The sequence below is a fragment of the Sinorhizobium sp. BJ1 genome, assembly GCF_002531555.1.
Classification (GTDB): Bacteria; Pseudomonadota; Alphaproteobacteria; order Rhizobiales; family Rhizobiaceae; genus Sinorhizobium; species Sinorhizobium fredii_B.
Genome location: NZ_NWTH01000047.1, coordinates 1 through 15032 on the forward strand (window position 1 = coordinate 1; position 15032 = coordinate 15032).

Annotated in this window: 15 protein-coding genes and 4 pseudogenes; 14 read left to right on the forward strand and 5 right to left on the reverse strand. The window is 62.2% G+C overall.

All coding sequences use genetic code 11. The features are described from left to right. The 5 genes and pseudogenes from CO676_RS31185 to CO676_RS31205 all read left to right on the forward strand — a co-directional run. Positions 1–506, forward strand: a 506-nt coding sequence (locus CO676_RS31185) for a transposase (protein WP_144340229.1), incomplete at its 5' end; no start/stop codon positions are given. A 76-nt stretch (positions 507–582) separates the two neighbouring features. Next, a pseudogene (locus CO676_RS31190) lies at positions 583–711 on the forward strand (BON domain-containing protein); the annotation flags it as partial. 97 nt (positions 712–808) lie between these two features. Then, on the forward strand, positions 809–2305 hold the full coding sequence (locus CO676_RS31195) for a sugar ABC transporter ATP-binding protein (RefSeq protein ID WP_097523932.1): 1497 nt from the start codon (positions 809–811) through the stop codon (positions 2303–2305). A gap of 16 nt (positions 2306–2321) precedes the next feature. Then, on the forward strand, positions 2322–3386 hold the full coding sequence (locus CO676_RS31200) for an ABC transporter permease (RefSeq protein WP_097523933.1): 1065 nt from the start codon (positions 2322–2324) through the stop codon (positions 3384–3386). Positions 3387–3433: 47 nt separating this feature from the next. Next, positions 3434–4534 carry a substrate-binding domain-containing protein gene (locus tag CO676_RS31205; protein ID WP_097523934.1) on the forward strand — a complete coding sequence of 367 codons (1101 nt, stop codon included), beginning with the start codon at positions 3434–3436 and terminating at the stop codon, positions 4532–4534. 39 nt (positions 4535–4573) lie between these two features. Here CO676_RS31205 and CO676_RS31210 read toward each other — a convergent pair whose 3' ends face one another. Next, positions 4574–5599 carry a LacI family DNA-binding transcriptional regulator gene (locus CO676_RS31210; RefSeq protein WP_097523954.1) on the reverse strand — a complete coding sequence of 342 codons (1026 nt, stop codon included), beginning with the start codon at positions 5597–5599 and terminating at the stop codon, positions 4574–4576. A gap of 287 nt (positions 5600–5886) precedes the next feature. Here CO676_RS31210 and CO676_RS31215 point away from each other — a divergent pair, with 287 nt between their 5' ends. The 5 genes from CO676_RS31215 (at position 5887) to CO676_RS31235 (ending at position 10054) form a co-directional block, all read left to right on the forward strand. After that, positions 5887–6690 (forward strand): transporter substrate-binding domain-containing protein, encoded by an 804-nt coding sequence (locus CO676_RS31215; protein WP_097523935.1) that lies wholly within the window; start codon positions 5887–5889, stop codon positions 6688–6690. Positions 6691–6757: 67 nt separating this feature from the next. Further along, complete coding sequence (locus CO676_RS31220; protein ID WP_097523955.1) at positions 6758–7462, forward strand: amino acid ABC transporter permease; 705 nt, start codon at positions 6758–6760, stop codon at positions 7460–7462. Next, a complete protein-coding gene (locus CO676_RS31225; RefSeq protein ID WP_014762849.1) occupies positions 7459–8118 on the forward strand; it encodes an amino acid ABC transporter permease in 660 nt (219 codons plus the stop codon). Before CO676_RS31220 ends, CO676_RS31225 begins: the two co-directional genes overlap by 4 nt. Beyond that, positions 8099–8830, forward strand: coding sequence for an amino acid ABC transporter ATP-binding protein (locus tag CO676_RS31230; RefSeq protein ID WP_097523936.1), 732 nt, complete (start codon positions 8099–8101; stop codon positions 8828–8830). The genes CO676_RS31225 and CO676_RS31230 overlap by 20 nt, the downstream gene beginning before the upstream one ends. Before the next feature lie 312 nt (positions 8831–9142). Next, positions 9143–10054 (forward strand): nucleotidyltransferase and HEPN domain-containing protein, encoded by a 912-nt coding sequence (locus CO676_RS31235; protein WP_097523937.1) that lies wholly within the window; start codon positions 9143–9145, stop codon positions 10052–10054. A 431-nt stretch (positions 10055–10485) separates the two neighbouring features. On the opposite strand, the pseudogene CO676_RS31240 reads toward CO676_RS31235, so the two are convergent. Further along, positions 10486–10753 (reverse strand): annotated as a pseudogene (locus tag CO676_RS31240) (VOC family protein); the annotation flags it as partial. Positions 10754–10840: 87 nt separating this feature from the next. Between CO676_RS31240 and CO676_RS36450 the strand changes: the two are divergent. From CO676_RS36450 to CO676_RS31265, 4 genes and pseudogenes are all read left to right on the forward strand, one after another. Next, positions 10841–11019 (forward strand): annotated as a pseudogene (locus tag CO676_RS36450) (multicopper oxidase domain-containing protein); the annotation flags it as partial. A gap of 668 nt (positions 11020–11687) precedes the next feature. Next, positions 11688–11834, forward strand: a pseudogene (gene repC, locus CO676_RS31255) (replication initiation protein RepC); the annotation flags it as partial. 256 nt (positions 11835–12090) lie between these two features. Then, the gene (locus CO676_RS31260; protein ID WP_097523938.1) at positions 12091–12324 is read left to right on the forward strand and encodes an AbrB/MazE/SpoVT family DNA-binding domain-containing protein; all 234 of its coding nucleotides are present in this window, start codon (positions 12091–12093) and stop codon (positions 12322–12324) included. Beyond that, positions 12321–12725, forward strand: coding sequence for a type II toxin-antitoxin system VapC family toxin (locus CO676_RS31265; RefSeq protein ID WP_097523939.1), 405 nt, complete (start codon positions 12321–12323; stop codon positions 12723–12725). The genes CO676_RS31260 and CO676_RS31265 overlap by 4 nt, the downstream gene beginning before the upstream one ends. Positions 12726–12758: 33 nt before the next feature. Here the strand turns inward: CO676_RS31265 and CO676_RS31270 are convergent, their stop codons facing one another. From CO676_RS31270 to CO676_RS31280, 3 genes are all read right to left on the reverse strand, one after another. Beyond that, positions 12759–13934 carry a site-specific integrase gene (locus tag CO676_RS31270; RefSeq protein ID WP_097523940.1) on the reverse strand — a complete coding sequence of 392 codons (1176 nt, stop codon included), beginning with the start codon at positions 13932–13934 and terminating at the stop codon, positions 12759–12761. 212 nt (positions 13935–14146) lie between these two features. After that, positions 14147–14566 (reverse strand): type II toxin-antitoxin system VapC family toxin, encoded by a 420-nt coding sequence (locus CO676_RS31275; RefSeq protein WP_097523941.1) that lies wholly within the window; start codon positions 14564–14566, stop codon positions 14147–14149. Then, positions 14566–14808 (reverse strand): type II toxin-antitoxin system prevent-host-death family antitoxin, encoded by a 243-nt coding sequence (locus CO676_RS31280; RefSeq protein ID WP_097523942.1) that lies wholly within the window; start codon positions 14806–14808, stop codon positions 14566–14568. The genes CO676_RS31275 and CO676_RS31280 overlap by 1 nt, the downstream gene beginning before the upstream one ends. Positions 14809–15032 lie beyond the last annotated feature (224 nt).

Genomic DNA, 15032 nt, shown 5'->3' on the forward strand with positions numbered 1-15032 from the left:
AGGCAGTTGGAGCGACGCCGATCGTGCCCCGACCGTTAACATCCGGGGCGAAGGCGGACGGTCGTTTCGACAAGCAGGACTTCATCTATCAGCCAGAGACCGACAGCTATCGCTGCCCGGCAGGCGAACAACTGATCTGGCGCTTCACCGCGGTGGAGAAGGGTCTGATCCTCAGCCGTTACTGGTCGAGCAACTGCGGCAGCTGCGCCATCAAGGCAAAATGCACGCCGAGCAAACAGCGGCGCATCACCCGCTGGGAGCATGAGGCAGTCCTGGAGAAGATGCAGCGCAGGCTGGACGAGGTGCCGGACGCGATGCGGATCAGGCGCAGCACCGTCGAGCACGTATTTGGCAGCCTCAAAGACTGGATGGGAAGAGACCACTTCCGGATGCGAAGGCTACGAAATGTCGGAACGGAAATGAGCCTCCACGTCCTCGCCTACAACATCAAGCGAGCCATCGCCGTCCTCGGCGCTCCCGCGTTGATGGGTGCAATGAGAGGGTGAGACCGTCTCGACCTCGCACGCCGCAACCTTGAAGATTCATGTCCCGCCCAAAAACGCGTTTTCACACGGCCTCGGTGGCGAGGTGACGCTGGGCGGCTTGGTTTCGAGCCGCCAAGACAAGTGGCGGGCGGAGGACTGCGCAGAAGCCGTTTCCGGCGTCTCCCATGTGCAAAACAATCTCCGGGTGAGGCGGGCGGGCCTATGATGGTTTCGGCTGATCAGGCGCGTGTTCAACATCCCCCTTGACCACTATGTTATCGATAACATAAGCTCCTCCTCAACCGCCGCTTTGGGAGGAGCGCATGGATCGTCAAAAGCTCTTGGAGTTTCGCTCCATCACCAAGGAGTTCGGCGGCACCCGGGCCCTGTCCCAGGTCTCGCTCGACCTCGAAGCCGGTGAAATCCTCGCGCTTCTCGGCGAGAACGGCGCCGGCAAGTCGACCCTGATCAAGACGCTTGCCGGCATCTATCGGCCGGATGGCGGCGGGATCCGGTTCCGCGGCGAACCCTATGTCAACCAGCCGCCGAAGCCGAACAAGCGGCAGCCGGTCGCCTTCATCCATCAGGATCTCGGCCTCATCGAATGGATGACGGTCGCCGAGAATGTCGGCCTGGCACAAGGCTTCTCGATGCGGACGCGGCTGATCGACTGGCGGCGCACGGAGGAACGGGCCCGCGAGGCCTTGCGTCTCGTCGGCTGCGATTTCGATCCCTCGACCCGCGTCCAGGCGCTGACCCGCACGGAAAAATCACTGGTGGCGATCGCCCGGGCGCTGGCCGTTGAGGCGGACGTGCTGGTGCTCGACGAGCCGACGGCAAGCCTGCCGGCGGACGAGGTGGAGCGGCTCTTCAACGCCATCCGGCCGCTGAAAGAGCGTGGCGTCGCGATGATCTACGTCTCGCACCGGCTCGACGAGATATTCCGGATCGCCGATCGCGTGGCCGTGCTGCGCGACGGCCGTCTCGTCGGCCAGAAGCCGGTAGCGCAGACGACGCCGGACGAGCTCATCGAAATGATCGTTGGGCGCAAGGCCGATCAGCTTTTCGTCAAGGCGGCGAGCACCCCGGGCGAAGCGGTTGTCAGCGTCAGGCAGCTCGCCTGCCAGGGCGTCGGTCCCGTCTCCTTCGATGTGCTCAAAGGCGAACTCATCGGCCTCGTCGGCCTGCGTGGCGCCGGCCAGGAACTGGTCGGGCGCGCCCTGTTCGGCTGCGCGCCGTTTTCGGGAACAGTGACGATCGGCGGGCAGCAACCGGACCTGACAAGCCCGGTTGCGGCGATGCGCTCCGGTGTCGGCCTGATCGCCCGCGACAGAACGGAAGAATCGGTCGCCATGTCGCTGTCGCTGCGTGAGAACACCTTCCTCAATCCGCAGGCGGCCGGCCGCGGCCTGTTTTCGGTCCTCGCGCCGGCCAAGGAGGCCGCCCTGGCGGAGGCGATCGGTGAAAGCGTGGGCCTGAGGCCGAACGACCAGAGCCTGCCTATCGAGGCGTTGTCCGGCGGCAACCAGCAGAAGGTCGTGGTCGGCCGCTGGCTCGCCACCGGCCGCAAGCTGCTCGTCGCCGAAGACCCGACGGCCGGCGTAGATGTCGGCGCCAAGGCCGACATCTATCGGCTGATCGCGCGGGCGCTCGAGGCGGGGCTCGCGGTTGTCGTCGTCTCGACCGACTTCGAGGAAATCGCCCATATCTGCCATCGCGCCCTGGTCTTTTCGCGCGGACGCATCGTCCGCGAGTTGCAGGGTGAAGAGCTGACGACCGCGGCGGTGATTGCCGCCGCCTCGGCCTCCGAAGCCGCCTGAGTTCCGGGAGAAGAACATGCAGTCGATCGAATCCACCGCGCTTGAACCGACCCGTGGCGAGCTTGCCGGCCTCAGTCTGGCGCAGAAGCTCATACGCTTCCTGCCGGTCTATGGCCTTGTCCTCCTGACGCTGTTGCTGATCGTGCTGTTCTCGCTGCTCCTGCCGCAGACCTTTCCGACCGTCCTGAATGTCCGCTCGATCATCTCCGACAAGGCGATCATCGCCATCCTGTCGCTGGCGGCGATGATCCCGATGGCCTCCGGACGCATCGATCTGACGGTCGGCTACGGCATCGTCCTCTGGCACATCCTGGCGATAAGCCTGCAGACGATGTTCGGCGTCCCCTGGCCGATCGCCGTCATGATTGTCCTGCTGCTCGGCGCGCTTACCGGTTTCCTCAACGGCCTGCTCGTCGAGGTGGCGCGGATCGACTCCTTCATCGCCACGCTCGGCACCGGAACCATCCTTTATGCGCTGGCGCTCTGGCACACCGGCGGGCGGCAGGTGGTCGGCGTCCTGCCGGAAGGCTTCTATTCCTTGAACGGCACGATGGTGCTCGGCCTGCCGATCACCGGCATCTATGTCCTCGTCCTGGCGCTGGTGCTGTGGCTCGTGCTCGAATATCTGCCGATCGGCCGCTATGTCTACGCGATCGGCGCCAACCCGAAGGCGGCGGCCCTGAACGGCATTCCGGTTCGCCGCTTCGTCATCGGCGCCTTCATCTCCTCGGGGACGCTCGCAGCCCTTGCCGGCGTGCTGCTCGCTTCGAAACTCCGGATCGGCCAGGCAAGCGTCGGTCTCGAATATCTTTTGCCGGCACTGGTCGGAGCCTTCCTCGGCTCGACCACCATCAAGCCCGGCCGCGTCAATGTCTGGGGCACGATGATCGGCGTGATCATTCTGGCGGTCGGCATCTCCGGCATCCAGCAAATCGGCGGCTCGTTCTTCGTCGAACCGCTGTTCAACGGCGTCACGCTGCTCGTCGCTATCGGTATCGCCGGCTATGCGCAGCGCAGGAGGGGAACGGTGGCGCGCAAGGCGCCGGCGGCTCCGGTTGCGGAGCCGGCCGGGACGAAGTGAAACTCAAGAATCTGCACCAACAAGCGAACCCAAGGGAGGAAGGGTATATGAAGCGCAGGACTTTCATGACAGGCATGGTTGCGGCCATCTCGCTGACGCGCGCCAGTGTCGCGTTGGCCGATCCAATGGCGGATGCCCAGGCGATCGTCACAAAATACGCGAATAAGGTGAGCGCCTGGGAGGGGCCAACGGCGGGCCCGAAGGCGCAGGAGGGCAAGACCATCGTTGTGCTCGCCGGTGATCTGAAGAACGGCGGCATCCTCGGCGTCACTACCGGCGTCGAAGAAGCTGCGACCGCGATCGGCTGGGAGGTGAAGGTGATCGACGGCGCCGGTTCGATCGGCGGTCGCACGGCGGCCTTCGGCCAGGCAATGGCGCTGAAGCCGGCTGGCATCGTCATCAACGGCTTCGACGCTGTCGAGCAGGCGCCGGCGCTGGAACAGGCCAAGGCGGCCGGCATCCCGCTCGTCGCCTGGCATGCGGGTCCGGTGATCGGCCCGGACGACAAGACCGGTCTCTTCGCCAATGTCAGCACCGATGCAATGGAAGTGTCGAGGGCTGCAGCCAACTGGGCCTTTGCGGATGCCAAGGGCAAGCCGGGCGTGGTGATCTTTACCGACTCGACCTATGCGATTGCCATCGCCAAGGCCGACAAGATGAAGGCGGAGATCGAAGCGCTTGGCGGCAAGGTGCTCGAATATGTCGACACGCCGATTGCCGAAACGTCGCAGCGCATGCCACAGCTGACCACGTCGCTCTTGCAGAAATACGGCGACCAGTGGACGCATTCGCTGGCGATCAATGACCTTTATTTCGACTTCATGGGCCCCTCGCTTGCCGCCGCCGGCAAGGGCGGCACCGATGCGCCGGTCAACGTCGCGGCTGGCGACGGCTCGGAATCCGCATATCAGCGCATCCGTGCCGGCCAGTTCCAGAAGGTGACCGTCGCTGAGCCGCTCAACCTGCAGGGCTGGCAGCTGGTCGACGAGTTGAACCGCGCCTTCGCCGGAGAAAAATGGTCGGGCTATCTGTCGCCGCTGCACGTGGTGACGGCCGACAATGTCGAGTTCGACGGCGGCCCCAAGAACACCTTCGATCCCGATAACGGCTATCGCGATCAGTACAAGAAACTCTGGGGCAAGATGTAATCTCCCAGAACTGGGGCACCGCGAATGGTGCCCCTCTTTTTAGACCTGTACGGCCACGGTCGTATTGCCCTGCACCAGCTCGAGCGGCGCTTGCCAGGCGTCCGGCACCGGCTCCTCCCCAATCATCTGCAACAGCGCCCGGGCGGCCTTCTCGCCGATCTCCGTTCGCGGCACGTCGATCGTGGTGAGCCGCGTTCGGACCGCATTTGCGAGCGATGTGCCGTTGAAGCCGACCACGGAGACTCGCTCAGGCACTGGGAGCGCGGCTTCGTGCATGTAAGACAGACCGCCGAGCGCCATAGCGTCGTTGAGAAAGTGGATGGCCTCGATCTCGGGATGCGTCCGCATCAGCTGCTCCGTCAGAAAGCGTCCCGTGACCGCCTGCCGTGGCCTGTCCTCGCAAGTCACGCCGACAAGATCGATACCTGCGGCGGCAAGCGACGACTGCAGCGCCGAATGACGGCGGCGGGCGCAGAGATCCTTGTCGAGTTCGGCGCCCACATAGCCAATGCGCCGCAGCCCGCGCTCGAGGAAATGCTTTGCGACCAGGCGTCCGGCTGCCTCGTGCGATGGACCGGCGCTGAAATCGAGCGCCCGCCTGTCGCAATCCCAGAGCTGGATGGCCGGGCAGTTTCGCTGCTGCAACAACTTTTCCGCATCGGCGCTTCGCGCCATACCGCCGTTCAGAAGAATGCCTGCCGGCCGGAACGACAGCATGGCGCGGATGAGCTCGGTTTCGGTCTCCGGTTCAAACAGCGATTCGCCGATGAAGGTCTGAAACCCCTGCGGCCGAAGCATTGCATTGATGCCGCTCAGCACCTCCGAAAACACGACGTCGCTGATCGACGGGATGATCACCGCCACCATCCGGCTCTTGCGCGAACTCAGCGACCCGGCAAGATTGTTCGGCAGATAGCCGAGCTCCTCGGCGGCTTGTTTCACCCTCCGGCGCGTTTCCGCCGAAATGTTGCCCGCGCCGCGCAGGACTTTCGAGACGGTCATCCGGCTGACGCCGGCCCGGACGGCCACCTCGTGCAGGGTAATCACCTTTCCGCGCAAACTCACCGCGTCCTCCTTTTCCATCCAAACATCGCTTCACCGATTGACGTGCAGCCTTGTTATCGATAACATCAGCTAAGTTAGCGATAACCTTCGGCTATTTCAAGAGAAATAGCCGGTGAATGGATGAGTTGTCGACTTGCGGGCGATTGCATCGCGTCGCAGCGACATCGGCCTGCTGCGACCGGTAAATGCGGGCGGCGCGAAGGTCATAACGGTGAGGTTCGGCCTCGAAAGCCCGCGATGAGCGGGCGAGGTCCGGAAATGACGATCTACCAAGTGGAGGAGAAACCATGACGATTTCGAACTTTGTGCGGACAATGGTGGCAGCCATCGGAATAGCGGCGGCCGGCCTCGTTCCGGCTGCGGAGGCGCAGGCCGCCACGCTGAACGACATCATCTCGCGCGGTACCGTGCGCATCGGCGTCCTGACCGGCGCGCCGCCCATGGGAATGGTCGACGAACAGGGCAACCCGACCGGCTACGACGTCGACGTGGCCAATCTGATTGCCGGCTATCTGTCGCTGCCGGTCGAGCTCGTGCCGCTGACGCCGCCGGCTCGCATTCCCGCTTTGCAGACCGGCAAGGTCGATTTCCTCGTCGCCACCCTGGCGCCGACCGGGGAGCGCGCCAAGACGGTGATGTTCACCCAGCCCTACAGCGCCTTCAACATGGACATCATCTCCGGTCCCGACCAGAAATTTGCAAAGCTTGCCAATCTCGAAGGCAAGCGCGTAGCCGTCAACCGTGGCTCGTCGCAGGAGACGGCGCTGCGCAAGGCGGCAGTTCCCGGCCTGGAAATCGTCGTCTACGAGGATGATTCCACCAGCGCACAGGCGCTGATCGCCGGCCAGGTCGATGCGGTCGCGCTGCCCTCGACGGTCGGTGAGGCGATTATCAAGCAGCGCCCGGATGCCGGTCTGCAGGTTGGCTTCACCTTCTTCCAGCAGGGCAATTCGATGGCGACCCGGATGGAGGACTTTGAGATCCGCCAGTGGCTCAACACCGCCATCTACCTGATGAAGATCTCCGGCGATCTCGACAAGATCGCGACGAAGTGGACCGGCCGCCCGATGCCGACGCTTCCGTCCTTCTGATTGCGTCCACGTGACACCTCGCCGGCGAAGGCTTGCCGGCGAGGTGCGCAACCTCGACGGAGTCTCCATGTCCTACACATTTCAGTTCGGCGTGCTGGCGCAATACCAGGATCAGATCCTCAGCGGCATCTGGCTGACGATCAAGATTTCGGTCTTGTCGATTATCCTCGGCTGCGCCGCCGGCATTGTGCTTTCCTCGGTCCGCTCCATCTGGGGCGGCGCGGTCCGCTTTCTCGTCGATGCCTATGTCGAGATCATACGCAACACGCCCTTCCTCGTTCAGCTGTTCATCGTCTATTTCGGCCTGCCGGGTCTGGGCTTGCGCGTCGGTGCCGATACGGCGGCGCTGATTGGCATGACGATCAATCTTGCCGCCTATTCTACGGAGATCATCCGTGCGGGCATCGAGGCGATCCACAAGTCGCAGATCGAGGCCGGTCAGGCACTCGGCTTCACCCGTTTCCAGATCTATAGGCACGTGATCATCGTTCCGGCGATCGCCAAGGTCTATCCCGCGCTCTGCAGCCAATTCGTGCTGATGATGCTGGCGTCCAGCATCTGCTCGGCGATTTCGACCCAGGAACTCGCCGCCTCGGCGGCCTTTGTCGAATCGCAGACCTATCGGTCCTTCGAGATCTATATTGCCGTGACCCTGATCTATCTCGCGCTGGCTCTGGCGCTGCGCGCCGCCCTTGCGCTGATCGGCATGTGGCTCTTCGGGCGCCGCGTCGCGAGACGAACGATGACGGCACTCCCGGAGGTGCAGGCATGACGCTCAAAACCTTCGGTCTCGATCAGTTCGGCTTTCTTCTTTTTTCGTTGCAATGGACGCTCCTCCTGACGGTGATCGCGCTCATTGGCGGCGGGCTCCTGGGCTTCGCCGTTGCGCTCGCCCGCACGTCGCAGCTGAAGCCGGTGCGGATCGCCGCCGCCAGCTATATCCAGATCATCCAGGGCATCCCGGTGCTGATGATCCTGTTCCTCTCCTATTATGGCCTGAGCCTCGCCGGCTTTGAACTGCCGCCGCTCATTGCCGCCGGCGCCTCGATGACGATCTACGCGTCCGGTTATCTTGCGGAAATCTGGCGGGGTTGCATCCAGGCCGTGCCGAAGCCGCAATGGGAAGCATCGGAATCCCTCGCCATGACCAGGCTGCAGCAGTATCGCTATGTGATCCTGCCGCAGGCCATGCGCATCTCCCTGCCGCCGACCGTCGGTTTTGCCGTCCAGGTGGTGAAGAACACCTCGATCACCTCGATCATCGGCTTTGTCGAACTGGCCCGGGCCGGGCAGCTCATCAACAACGCGACGTTCCAGCCGTTCCGCGTCTTCCTCGCGGTCGCCGCGCTCTATTTCGTTGTCTGTTACCCATTGTCCCAACTCTCGCGCTTGCTGGAAAGGAGGCTTCATGCCGGAAGTAGTCGTTGAAAACGTGCACAAGAGCTTTGGCGCTCTCGAAGTCCTCAAGGGCGTGTCGCTGACGGTCGGGCGCGGCGAGGTCTTTGCGCTGATCGGTCGGTCGGGCTCGGGCAAAAGCACCCTGCTGCGTTGCATGAACGGCCTGGAGAAGATCAACTCGGGCCGCATCGAGATCGCCGGCCACGCACTCGGGGAAGACGCAAAGGCGCTTCGCAAGCTGCGCACCGACGTGGGCATCGTCTTCCAGAGCTACAATCTCTTTCCGCACCTGACGGTCGGCGAAAACATCATGCTAGCGCCGCGGATCGTCAAGGACGTGGCGAAGACGAAGGCCCGGGAGGTTGCCCGCGAGGTGCTGCAACTCGTCGGGCTGTCGGAAAAGTTCGATTCCTATCCGGATCAGCTTTCCGGCGGCCAGCAGCAACGCGTTGCGATCGCCCGGTCGCTGGCGATGCGGCCAAAGGTCATGCTTTTCGACGAGGTGACCTCGGCGCTCGACCCGGAACTGACCGAGGAAGTGCTGATGGTCATGGAGCAACTCGCCCGCGACGGCATGACCATGATCCTCGTGACCCATGAAATGGGCTTTGCCCGGCGCGTCGCCACCCAGACGATCTTCATGCACAAGGGAAAGATCTGGGAAGAGGGGCCGTCCGCCGCTCTCTTCGCCGATCCGCAGACGCCGGAACTGCGCCAGTTCGTGAAATCCGACGTCAAATGACGGCTGACGCTCGTTCGAGCCACTCGGGGCGCACCACCGACATTTGACCTGCGATCGGTCTCATCCATTTGTAAACGTGATGGATACTTCAAGCATGAGCATAGGCCGTAATTGGGGATCATCCCTTTCCAACGCACGGGCGAGTCAAAAACAACGACCGGGACGCGCCGCAAAACCGCGCGCCGCACGCGACACTTGGGAAACTATTGATGGCCGTCGGCTGGGGATTCCGGCCCTGGCGGCGCGGCATAAGGCCAGCTCCAGTGAATTCCCGGAGTAGACGACGAATCGCCTTTCGCCTATCGGTTTGGTATGAGATCGAGCCTCGAACATCTGCCGGAGAAGAAGCAGCGCGAGCTTGCCCGCGTGGTCGAGATCATCCATGAGGAGTTTTCGGATGCGCTCGAGGGAAGTTCGGCCGCCTTCAAGAAGCGCGGCCGGATCCTGAAGATCATCCTGTTCGGCTCTTACGCCCGCGGCACCTTCGTCGACGAGCCGCACACGCTGAAGGGATACCGCTCCGACTACGACATTCTCGTTATCGTCAACTCAAAGAAGCTTGCCGAACCGGAGTACTGGGACAAGGCGACCGACCGGCTGATGTGGGACATGGGGATCTCGACGCCGGTCAGCCCGATCGTCCATGGCGCCCGCGAGGTGAACAACTTCCTTGCCGACGGGCAGTATTTTTTCGTCGACATCCTGCGCGAGGGCATCGTGCTCTACGAACTCGACGACCGGCCGCTGGCGGAGCCGAAACGACTCTCCCCTGCCGATGCGCTCAGGGTGGCGAGGGAGCATGTTGATCTGCATCTCCCAGAAATCAGCGACTTGACGGCGGGTTTCCGTTTCTATCTGGCGAAAGGGAATCCTCGCCGCGCCGCATTTGAACTCCATCAAGCAGTCGAGGCTGCCTATTCGTGCGTGCTCCTGACGCTGACGAATTACAGTCCGCCTTCGCATAATCTCAAGTTCCTGCGTGGGCTTGCCGAGGATCGGGATCAGCGTCTGGTCGAGGCTTGGCCTCGCGACCAGCACCGTTTTGCCGCATGGTACAACATCCTCAACGAGGCTTATGTTAAGGCGCGTTACTCGAAGCACTTCGAAATCACTGACGAAGCGCTTGGTTGGCTTCTTGAGCGAACCGAACATCTTCACGGGCTCGTCGAGGCGATCTGCACGGAGCGGCTGGCGGAGTTGGCGCAGGCAGGCGGCGTCACCTGACAGCTGTTTTTTCGAACTCGGCTGCGCTTCGAGCAACGGGATGGAAATGATCACACCGACCGTTCTGCCGCGATTGCTGCATCGCCTCCGGCAGTGGAATGGCACGATTGGCAGCTTCCGAGTTCGATTGTCCTAGGAATTTTATATACAGTCGTCGAAAACTCCTTGGCCTGTACATGCACCGAGCCAAATCTCAATTTAAATGTGAACCGAACTACATTGTTCTCAACTTTAATGCCAAATTCTCGTATTGCATGCGAGAGTAACTGGCTTAAACAATTGGCGGGCAATTCACATAATTAACTGCAAAGCGACAACCGAACAATTGGGGTCGAACCCAGTCAAGGCGTTGATCCGGTGTGTCGGTTTTTGGGGCTGCGGCAGCCGCATGTTGGCGAGCCCCGCTTGTGGACGGCCCTTCGAAGGAGAGGTTAGGCCTCGGGCTCGTGGCAAACCACTTCGATGTTGTGTCCGCCAGGACCAATGACGAAAGCTGCATAGTAGTTGGCGTGATAGTGCGGGCGCAGACCGGGCGCACCGTTGTCTTTGCCACCCGCCTCCAGGGCCGCGCGATAAAAAGCTTCGACTTGCTGGCGATTCTCGGCCGTGAACGCCAAGTGAAGATGCGCCGGCCGGCTTCTCCTCGGTTTGGTACAGGCACAAAGAAGCCTTTCCCTTTGGGCTAAGCTCGACACCGTACGGTGCTTCCGCTTTCGCCTGCTTTTACGGCCACTGCCCGCCGAGCGCGATACTTCTTTGCGGGCCGCACCATGGCGCCCGCCTCGTTCGTTCCGGGTGATTTCCCGTAACGGCAAACCCACCCGTCGTCGCGAATGGCAGTACACTGTGCTGGTCTCGCGGCGCGAGAGGGTCGAGATCGCCTCGCCGACAATCCCGGCGATTGGATGTTTCACTGCCACGTTCTCGAACACCAGGCCGGGGGCATGATGGCTGTTTTCCGCGTCGCCCGAACGCCCGACAATCCGAAGGAGAAACCAATGTCCAATGTTCTGAAAGCTCTCGTCCTCACATCTATCCTGTCGGGCGCCACTCCGGCGCTCGCTGTCCAGGGCTGCCACCTCTCCATGATCGAGGCTATGTGGTGAGCGGCCACGTACCGATCAACACGGTCAAAAGCTGCTGATCGAGCGGCCCGACATCAAAGGCGTGACGCTGCCGGCATGCCCATAGGTCCGCCCGGCATGAGCGGTGCCAAGGAAGGCTCGTTCGAGATGGTGGAAATTCGAAAAATCGGCGGCGTCTACGCAAGGGAATAGGAGCAGTCCGATGATGGAAGGCATGGGTGGCATGATGTTCGGCATCGGCCTGGTGTGGCTGCTGGTCGTCGTGCTCGTCCTTGGGGCAGCCGCCCTCGTCAAGTACCTGTTCTCCGGAAGCGGAAAATAAGAAGGAGGGCTGTTCTCTTCTCAACGCTTCGGATTGCTGCGGCGGGTTTGGGGCTGGCGGCGTGGCTTTGGCTCGGAGGCCTGATGACGAGCGGCGATGTCTCCGCCGCCACAATCGCACTCGGGAAGACGCTCCGAGCGCTGCGCCACCTGCCACGGCGTCGAGCTCGAAGGTCAGCGGGACTGGAAAAGTCCGCTGCCTTCCGGACGCATGCCGGCCCCGCGGCCTGCTCGAAAGGGCAGGGCAGATCAACTCGGCTGGCGGCTATGTGCGAGATTTGACGGCAAAGGCAGGACGAGGTGAGTATTCGTTTGGTCCGATGCCGATGGAACTGCTCAGGGCAAATGATGCGGGAGAGCGGAGGGCGTCATGACTTCAGTGTTCATCTGCAAGACCCGTTCTCGTCAATTCCACCGTGCTTCCCGTGGGGGGCGAATCGGCCCTGCCATATTAACTACCGGCGACGCTGTGACTGTTTCTAGGAACATCGCTACGATGTAGTTGCGTTCCGCCGGTTTATAGCCCATCGACCGCTGTCCAAAACCGACAAAGTGGGTTTCCTACGTATGCTTGAAATCGCGTGCACAACGTAATACCTTCCATGTATCTGGCATTACCGAGGAACGCAGATGACAACGACAGTTACAGCAAAGGGGCAAGTGACCATTCCCAAACCAGTGCGCGATTTATTGGGCATCGTTCCCGGAAGCAAGGTTGACTTTCGCCGTGCTGCCGACGGCACTGTCGTACTGACGCGTGCAGACAAGAAGCAGCCAGCGAGCCGCTTTGCGAAGTTGCGGGGTCATGCCGGCAAAGGGCTCGATACGGACTCCATCATGGCCCTGACCCGTGGCGAAGCATGACGTTCATCGATACCAACGTCCTCTTGGACGTTGTCACAGACGACGACAATTGGGCAGATTGGTCGATTGCACAACTTGAAGCGGCGAGTCTAAACGGGCCCTTGCTGATCAACGATTTGGTCTACGCGGAGCTGTCGGTCAGATACGATCGTGTTGAGGACCTTGAAGTGTTTCTTGAGGAGGCTGGACTGGAGATGACGCCAATTCCTCGAGCCGCCCTTTTCCTCGCAGGGAAGGTCTTCACGCAATATCGCCGGGCAGGAGGATCAAGGACTGGCGTCCTACCTGATTTTTTCATTGGCGCGCATGCTGCAGTTAGCCAGCTTCCGCTGCTGACCCGCGATATCGGACGGTATCGCACCTACTTTCCGTCGCTGTCGCTGATCACGCCGCACCCATAGCGGGTACGAATTGGTATGCCCGTTCCGCACGGCTTAGACGATCAGCCGGGCCGCTCGTCCATTCTTTCGTTCCGCGTTGTTGTAGTAGCTCGCTGCCTGGGTCACCGACTTGTGCAGCGACTGCTGCATCGCTTCGGGCAGCGGAATGCCGCGATTTGCAGCCTCGGTCAGATAGCCGGATCTCAAGCCGTGCGCCGAGAACAGTGCCGGATCGAGACTAGCCTGTTTGCAGCGGCGCTTCAGGATCAAGTTGACCGATTGTGGCGTCAGCGCCCGCCGGTCGACATTGCCCCACTGATCGATGCGCCGAAACACCGGCCCTTCCTTGATCGCAGCTTCCGCCAGCCAACGTTTGAGGGCACTCACTGGCCGGCCGATCAAGAGCACATGCGCGCTGTCGTCGCTGGTGGTCGTCTTGGTGCGGCCGAGGTGAAGACTGAGGCAGGGTAGGGGAGGGGAGTTCTTGTCGTTTGGATCGGCACGCACCGGTTCCTCCTCAACGAGATCCTCGACACGCAATCCCGCCACTTCCGAACGGCGGCGGCCGCCGGAAGCGAAGGCGGTCAAAAGCAACGCCCGGTCCCGCAGGTCGACCAGCCTGTCGCTGGCGCAGCTTTCGAGCAGCTTTGCGAGCACGTCGCCGGTGACCGCCTCCCGGCTCTTGCGTTGCCGCGGCCGGGCACTGGCGCGAACGGCAAGGCGCAGCGCGGATTTGAGCGACGGCGCGCCAAAAGTCCCGGTCAGGCCGCGCCAGCGGCTGAGGATCGACCAGCTGGTCAGCCGCCGCCGCACCGTTCCCGGCGCATGCGGGCCGGAGGCTCGGAGCAGGCGCTCGGCGCGCAATCCGACCTCGACTTCGGCCGGCATGCCGTGGGTCGGGTCCTCCTTGCGCTTAACGGGATCCCAAAGGTGATGGGCGACGAATTTCAGGAGCAGCGATTCCGGCGCCGGCCAGGGGAGGGGGGCTCCCGTCGCCAGCCGGCACCAGCCCTCGAGATAGCCGAGATCGGAGGCAAGCGCCCTGAGCGTGTTCTTGCCCATGCCTTCGCTAGCGAGATGCTTGAGCGTCGCGACGTCTTCATCGGTCAGCAGGGTGGCGAGCTGGTCGCGCCGGTCGAACGGCAGGATGGCGTCTAGGGCGTCGAGTTCCTCGGCGCGGCGGTGCATGGCCTCAGTAGCAGAAATGCCTGGACCACGATCGGTCATCATCGACCCCCTCGCTAGGTGGCGCCGGCGATCATCGCGGCAGGCCGTGCTCGTCGTAAGGATCGTCGTGAGCGGAGCTGTTTCTGACCAAGACTGTGCACCTGCCCTCCGCCGCGAGATTCCACACCCGTTCCATGCCTATCTCGCGAGCGTGGGGGCGGGACGGGGGCTCGGCGTTTCGTTCATTCCCGCCGATAGAATTGCGCATGTCTGGATCAGTGCTCATGCTCAAGTGGACCCACGATCTTCAAGCCTTCCCCGCGTGCTGCGGCGGCCATCTTCCGGTCGGCTGTCGCCAGCGGCATCTCCTGCGCCTTCGCAAGCGCGACGTAACTGGCGTCATACGCGGTCAGCATGTGACGAGCCGCAAGGTCGAGCACCAGGCCGTCGCTGCCTGATCCGCCATCTTCCAGAGACAACCCGCGCAGTTGCGTCATCAAAAGAAGCGCTTCGCCCGGCCGGAGTCGTCCCCGCCGCTCGGCGACCAGGAACAGATTGCGCGTCTCGAACCAGAACAAGGCCGGTACCACGCCAATGGTCGTGCGCAGATCAGCCATCAACCGGTCGGCCGCATCATGCTGTTCATCGGGAAGAAACCAGGCGGCAGCGATCGAGGCATCGAGGATGAAGGCCATTAGTACCGGCGGCCTTCGTCGCGCCATTCACGGATTTCCTCCTGTGTCGTGGGTTGGCGGCCGGCACGCTGGGCTTTGATCTCAGCGATTAGCGCATCGATGTCATTTTCGCGGCGGATGCGCGACAGCCGGGCAACGGGTGTGTTGCCGCGGGAAATGATCACCTCTTCGCCGGCTTCGACGCGCGCCAGCAGCTCGGAAAGATGCGTCTTGGCCTCTGCGACCTTGACGGTGACGGTCATGATGGTTCTCCGTGGATTTAAGTCTCTCGTCGAGCGGCGATGGAGTTTGATGCTTTTCGCGTTTGCGCGATGATAGCGCCGAAACGGCGAGTTGGTCAACCTCTGACCATATCACTATCGATACCTGAAAACTATCGATAGTGAAGGTGCGCGAAAGCGAGCGTCCGGATGACGGAAAGTTAATTCAACTTAGCTTCGGTTTGTGGAATTCGCGGCGTTAATTC

Coding starts and splice junctions, on each gene's coding strand:
- CO676_RS31235 (WP_097523937.1), top strand. CDS start 9,143: ATGAGATCGAGCCTCGAACATCTGCCGGAGAAGAAGCAGCGCGAGCTT.
- CO676_RS31280 (WP_097523942.1), bottom strand. CDS start 14,808: ATGACCGTCACCGTCAAGGTCGCAGAGGCCAAGACGCATCTTTCCGAG.
- CO676_RS31270 (WP_097523940.1), bottom strand. CDS start 13,934: ATGATGACCGATCGTGGTCCAGGCATTTCTGCTACTGAGGCCATGCAC.
- CO676_RS31205 (WP_097523934.1), top strand. CDS start 3,434: ATGAAGCGCAGGACTTTCATGACAGGCATGGTTGCGGCCATCTCGCTG.
- CO676_RS31225 (WP_014762849.1), top strand. CDS start 7,459: ATGACGCTCAAAACCTTCGGTCTCGATCAGTTCGGCTTTCTTCTTTTT.
- CO676_RS31220 (WP_097523955.1), top strand. CDS start 6,758: ATGTCCTACACATTTCAGTTCGGCGTGCTGGCGCAATACCAGGATCAG.
- CO676_RS31215 (WP_097523935.1), top strand. CDS start 5,887: ATGACGATTTCGAACTTTGTGCGGACAATGGTGGCAGCCATCGGAATA.
- CO676_RS31260 (WP_097523938.1), top strand. CDS start 12,091: ATGACAACGACAGTTACAGCAAAGGGGCAAGTGACCATTCCCAAACCA.
- CO676_RS31265 (WP_097523939.1), top strand. CDS start 12,321: ATGACGTTCATCGATACCAACGTCCTCTTGGACGTTGTCACAGACGAC.
- CO676_RS31195 (WP_097523932.1), top strand. CDS start 809: ATGGATCGTCAAAAGCTCTTGGAGTTTCGCTCCATCACCAAGGAGTTC.
- CO676_RS31200 (WP_097523933.1), top strand. CDS start 2,322: ATGCAGTCGATCGAATCCACCGCGCTTGAACCGACCCGTGGCGAGCTT.
- CO676_RS31275 (WP_097523941.1), bottom strand. CDS start 14,566: ATGGCCTTCATCCTCGATGCCTCGATCGCTGCCGCCTGGTTTCTTCCC.
- CO676_RS31230 (WP_097523936.1), top strand. CDS start 8,099: ATGCCGGAAGTAGTCGTTGAAAACGTGCACAAGAGCTTTGGCGCTCTC.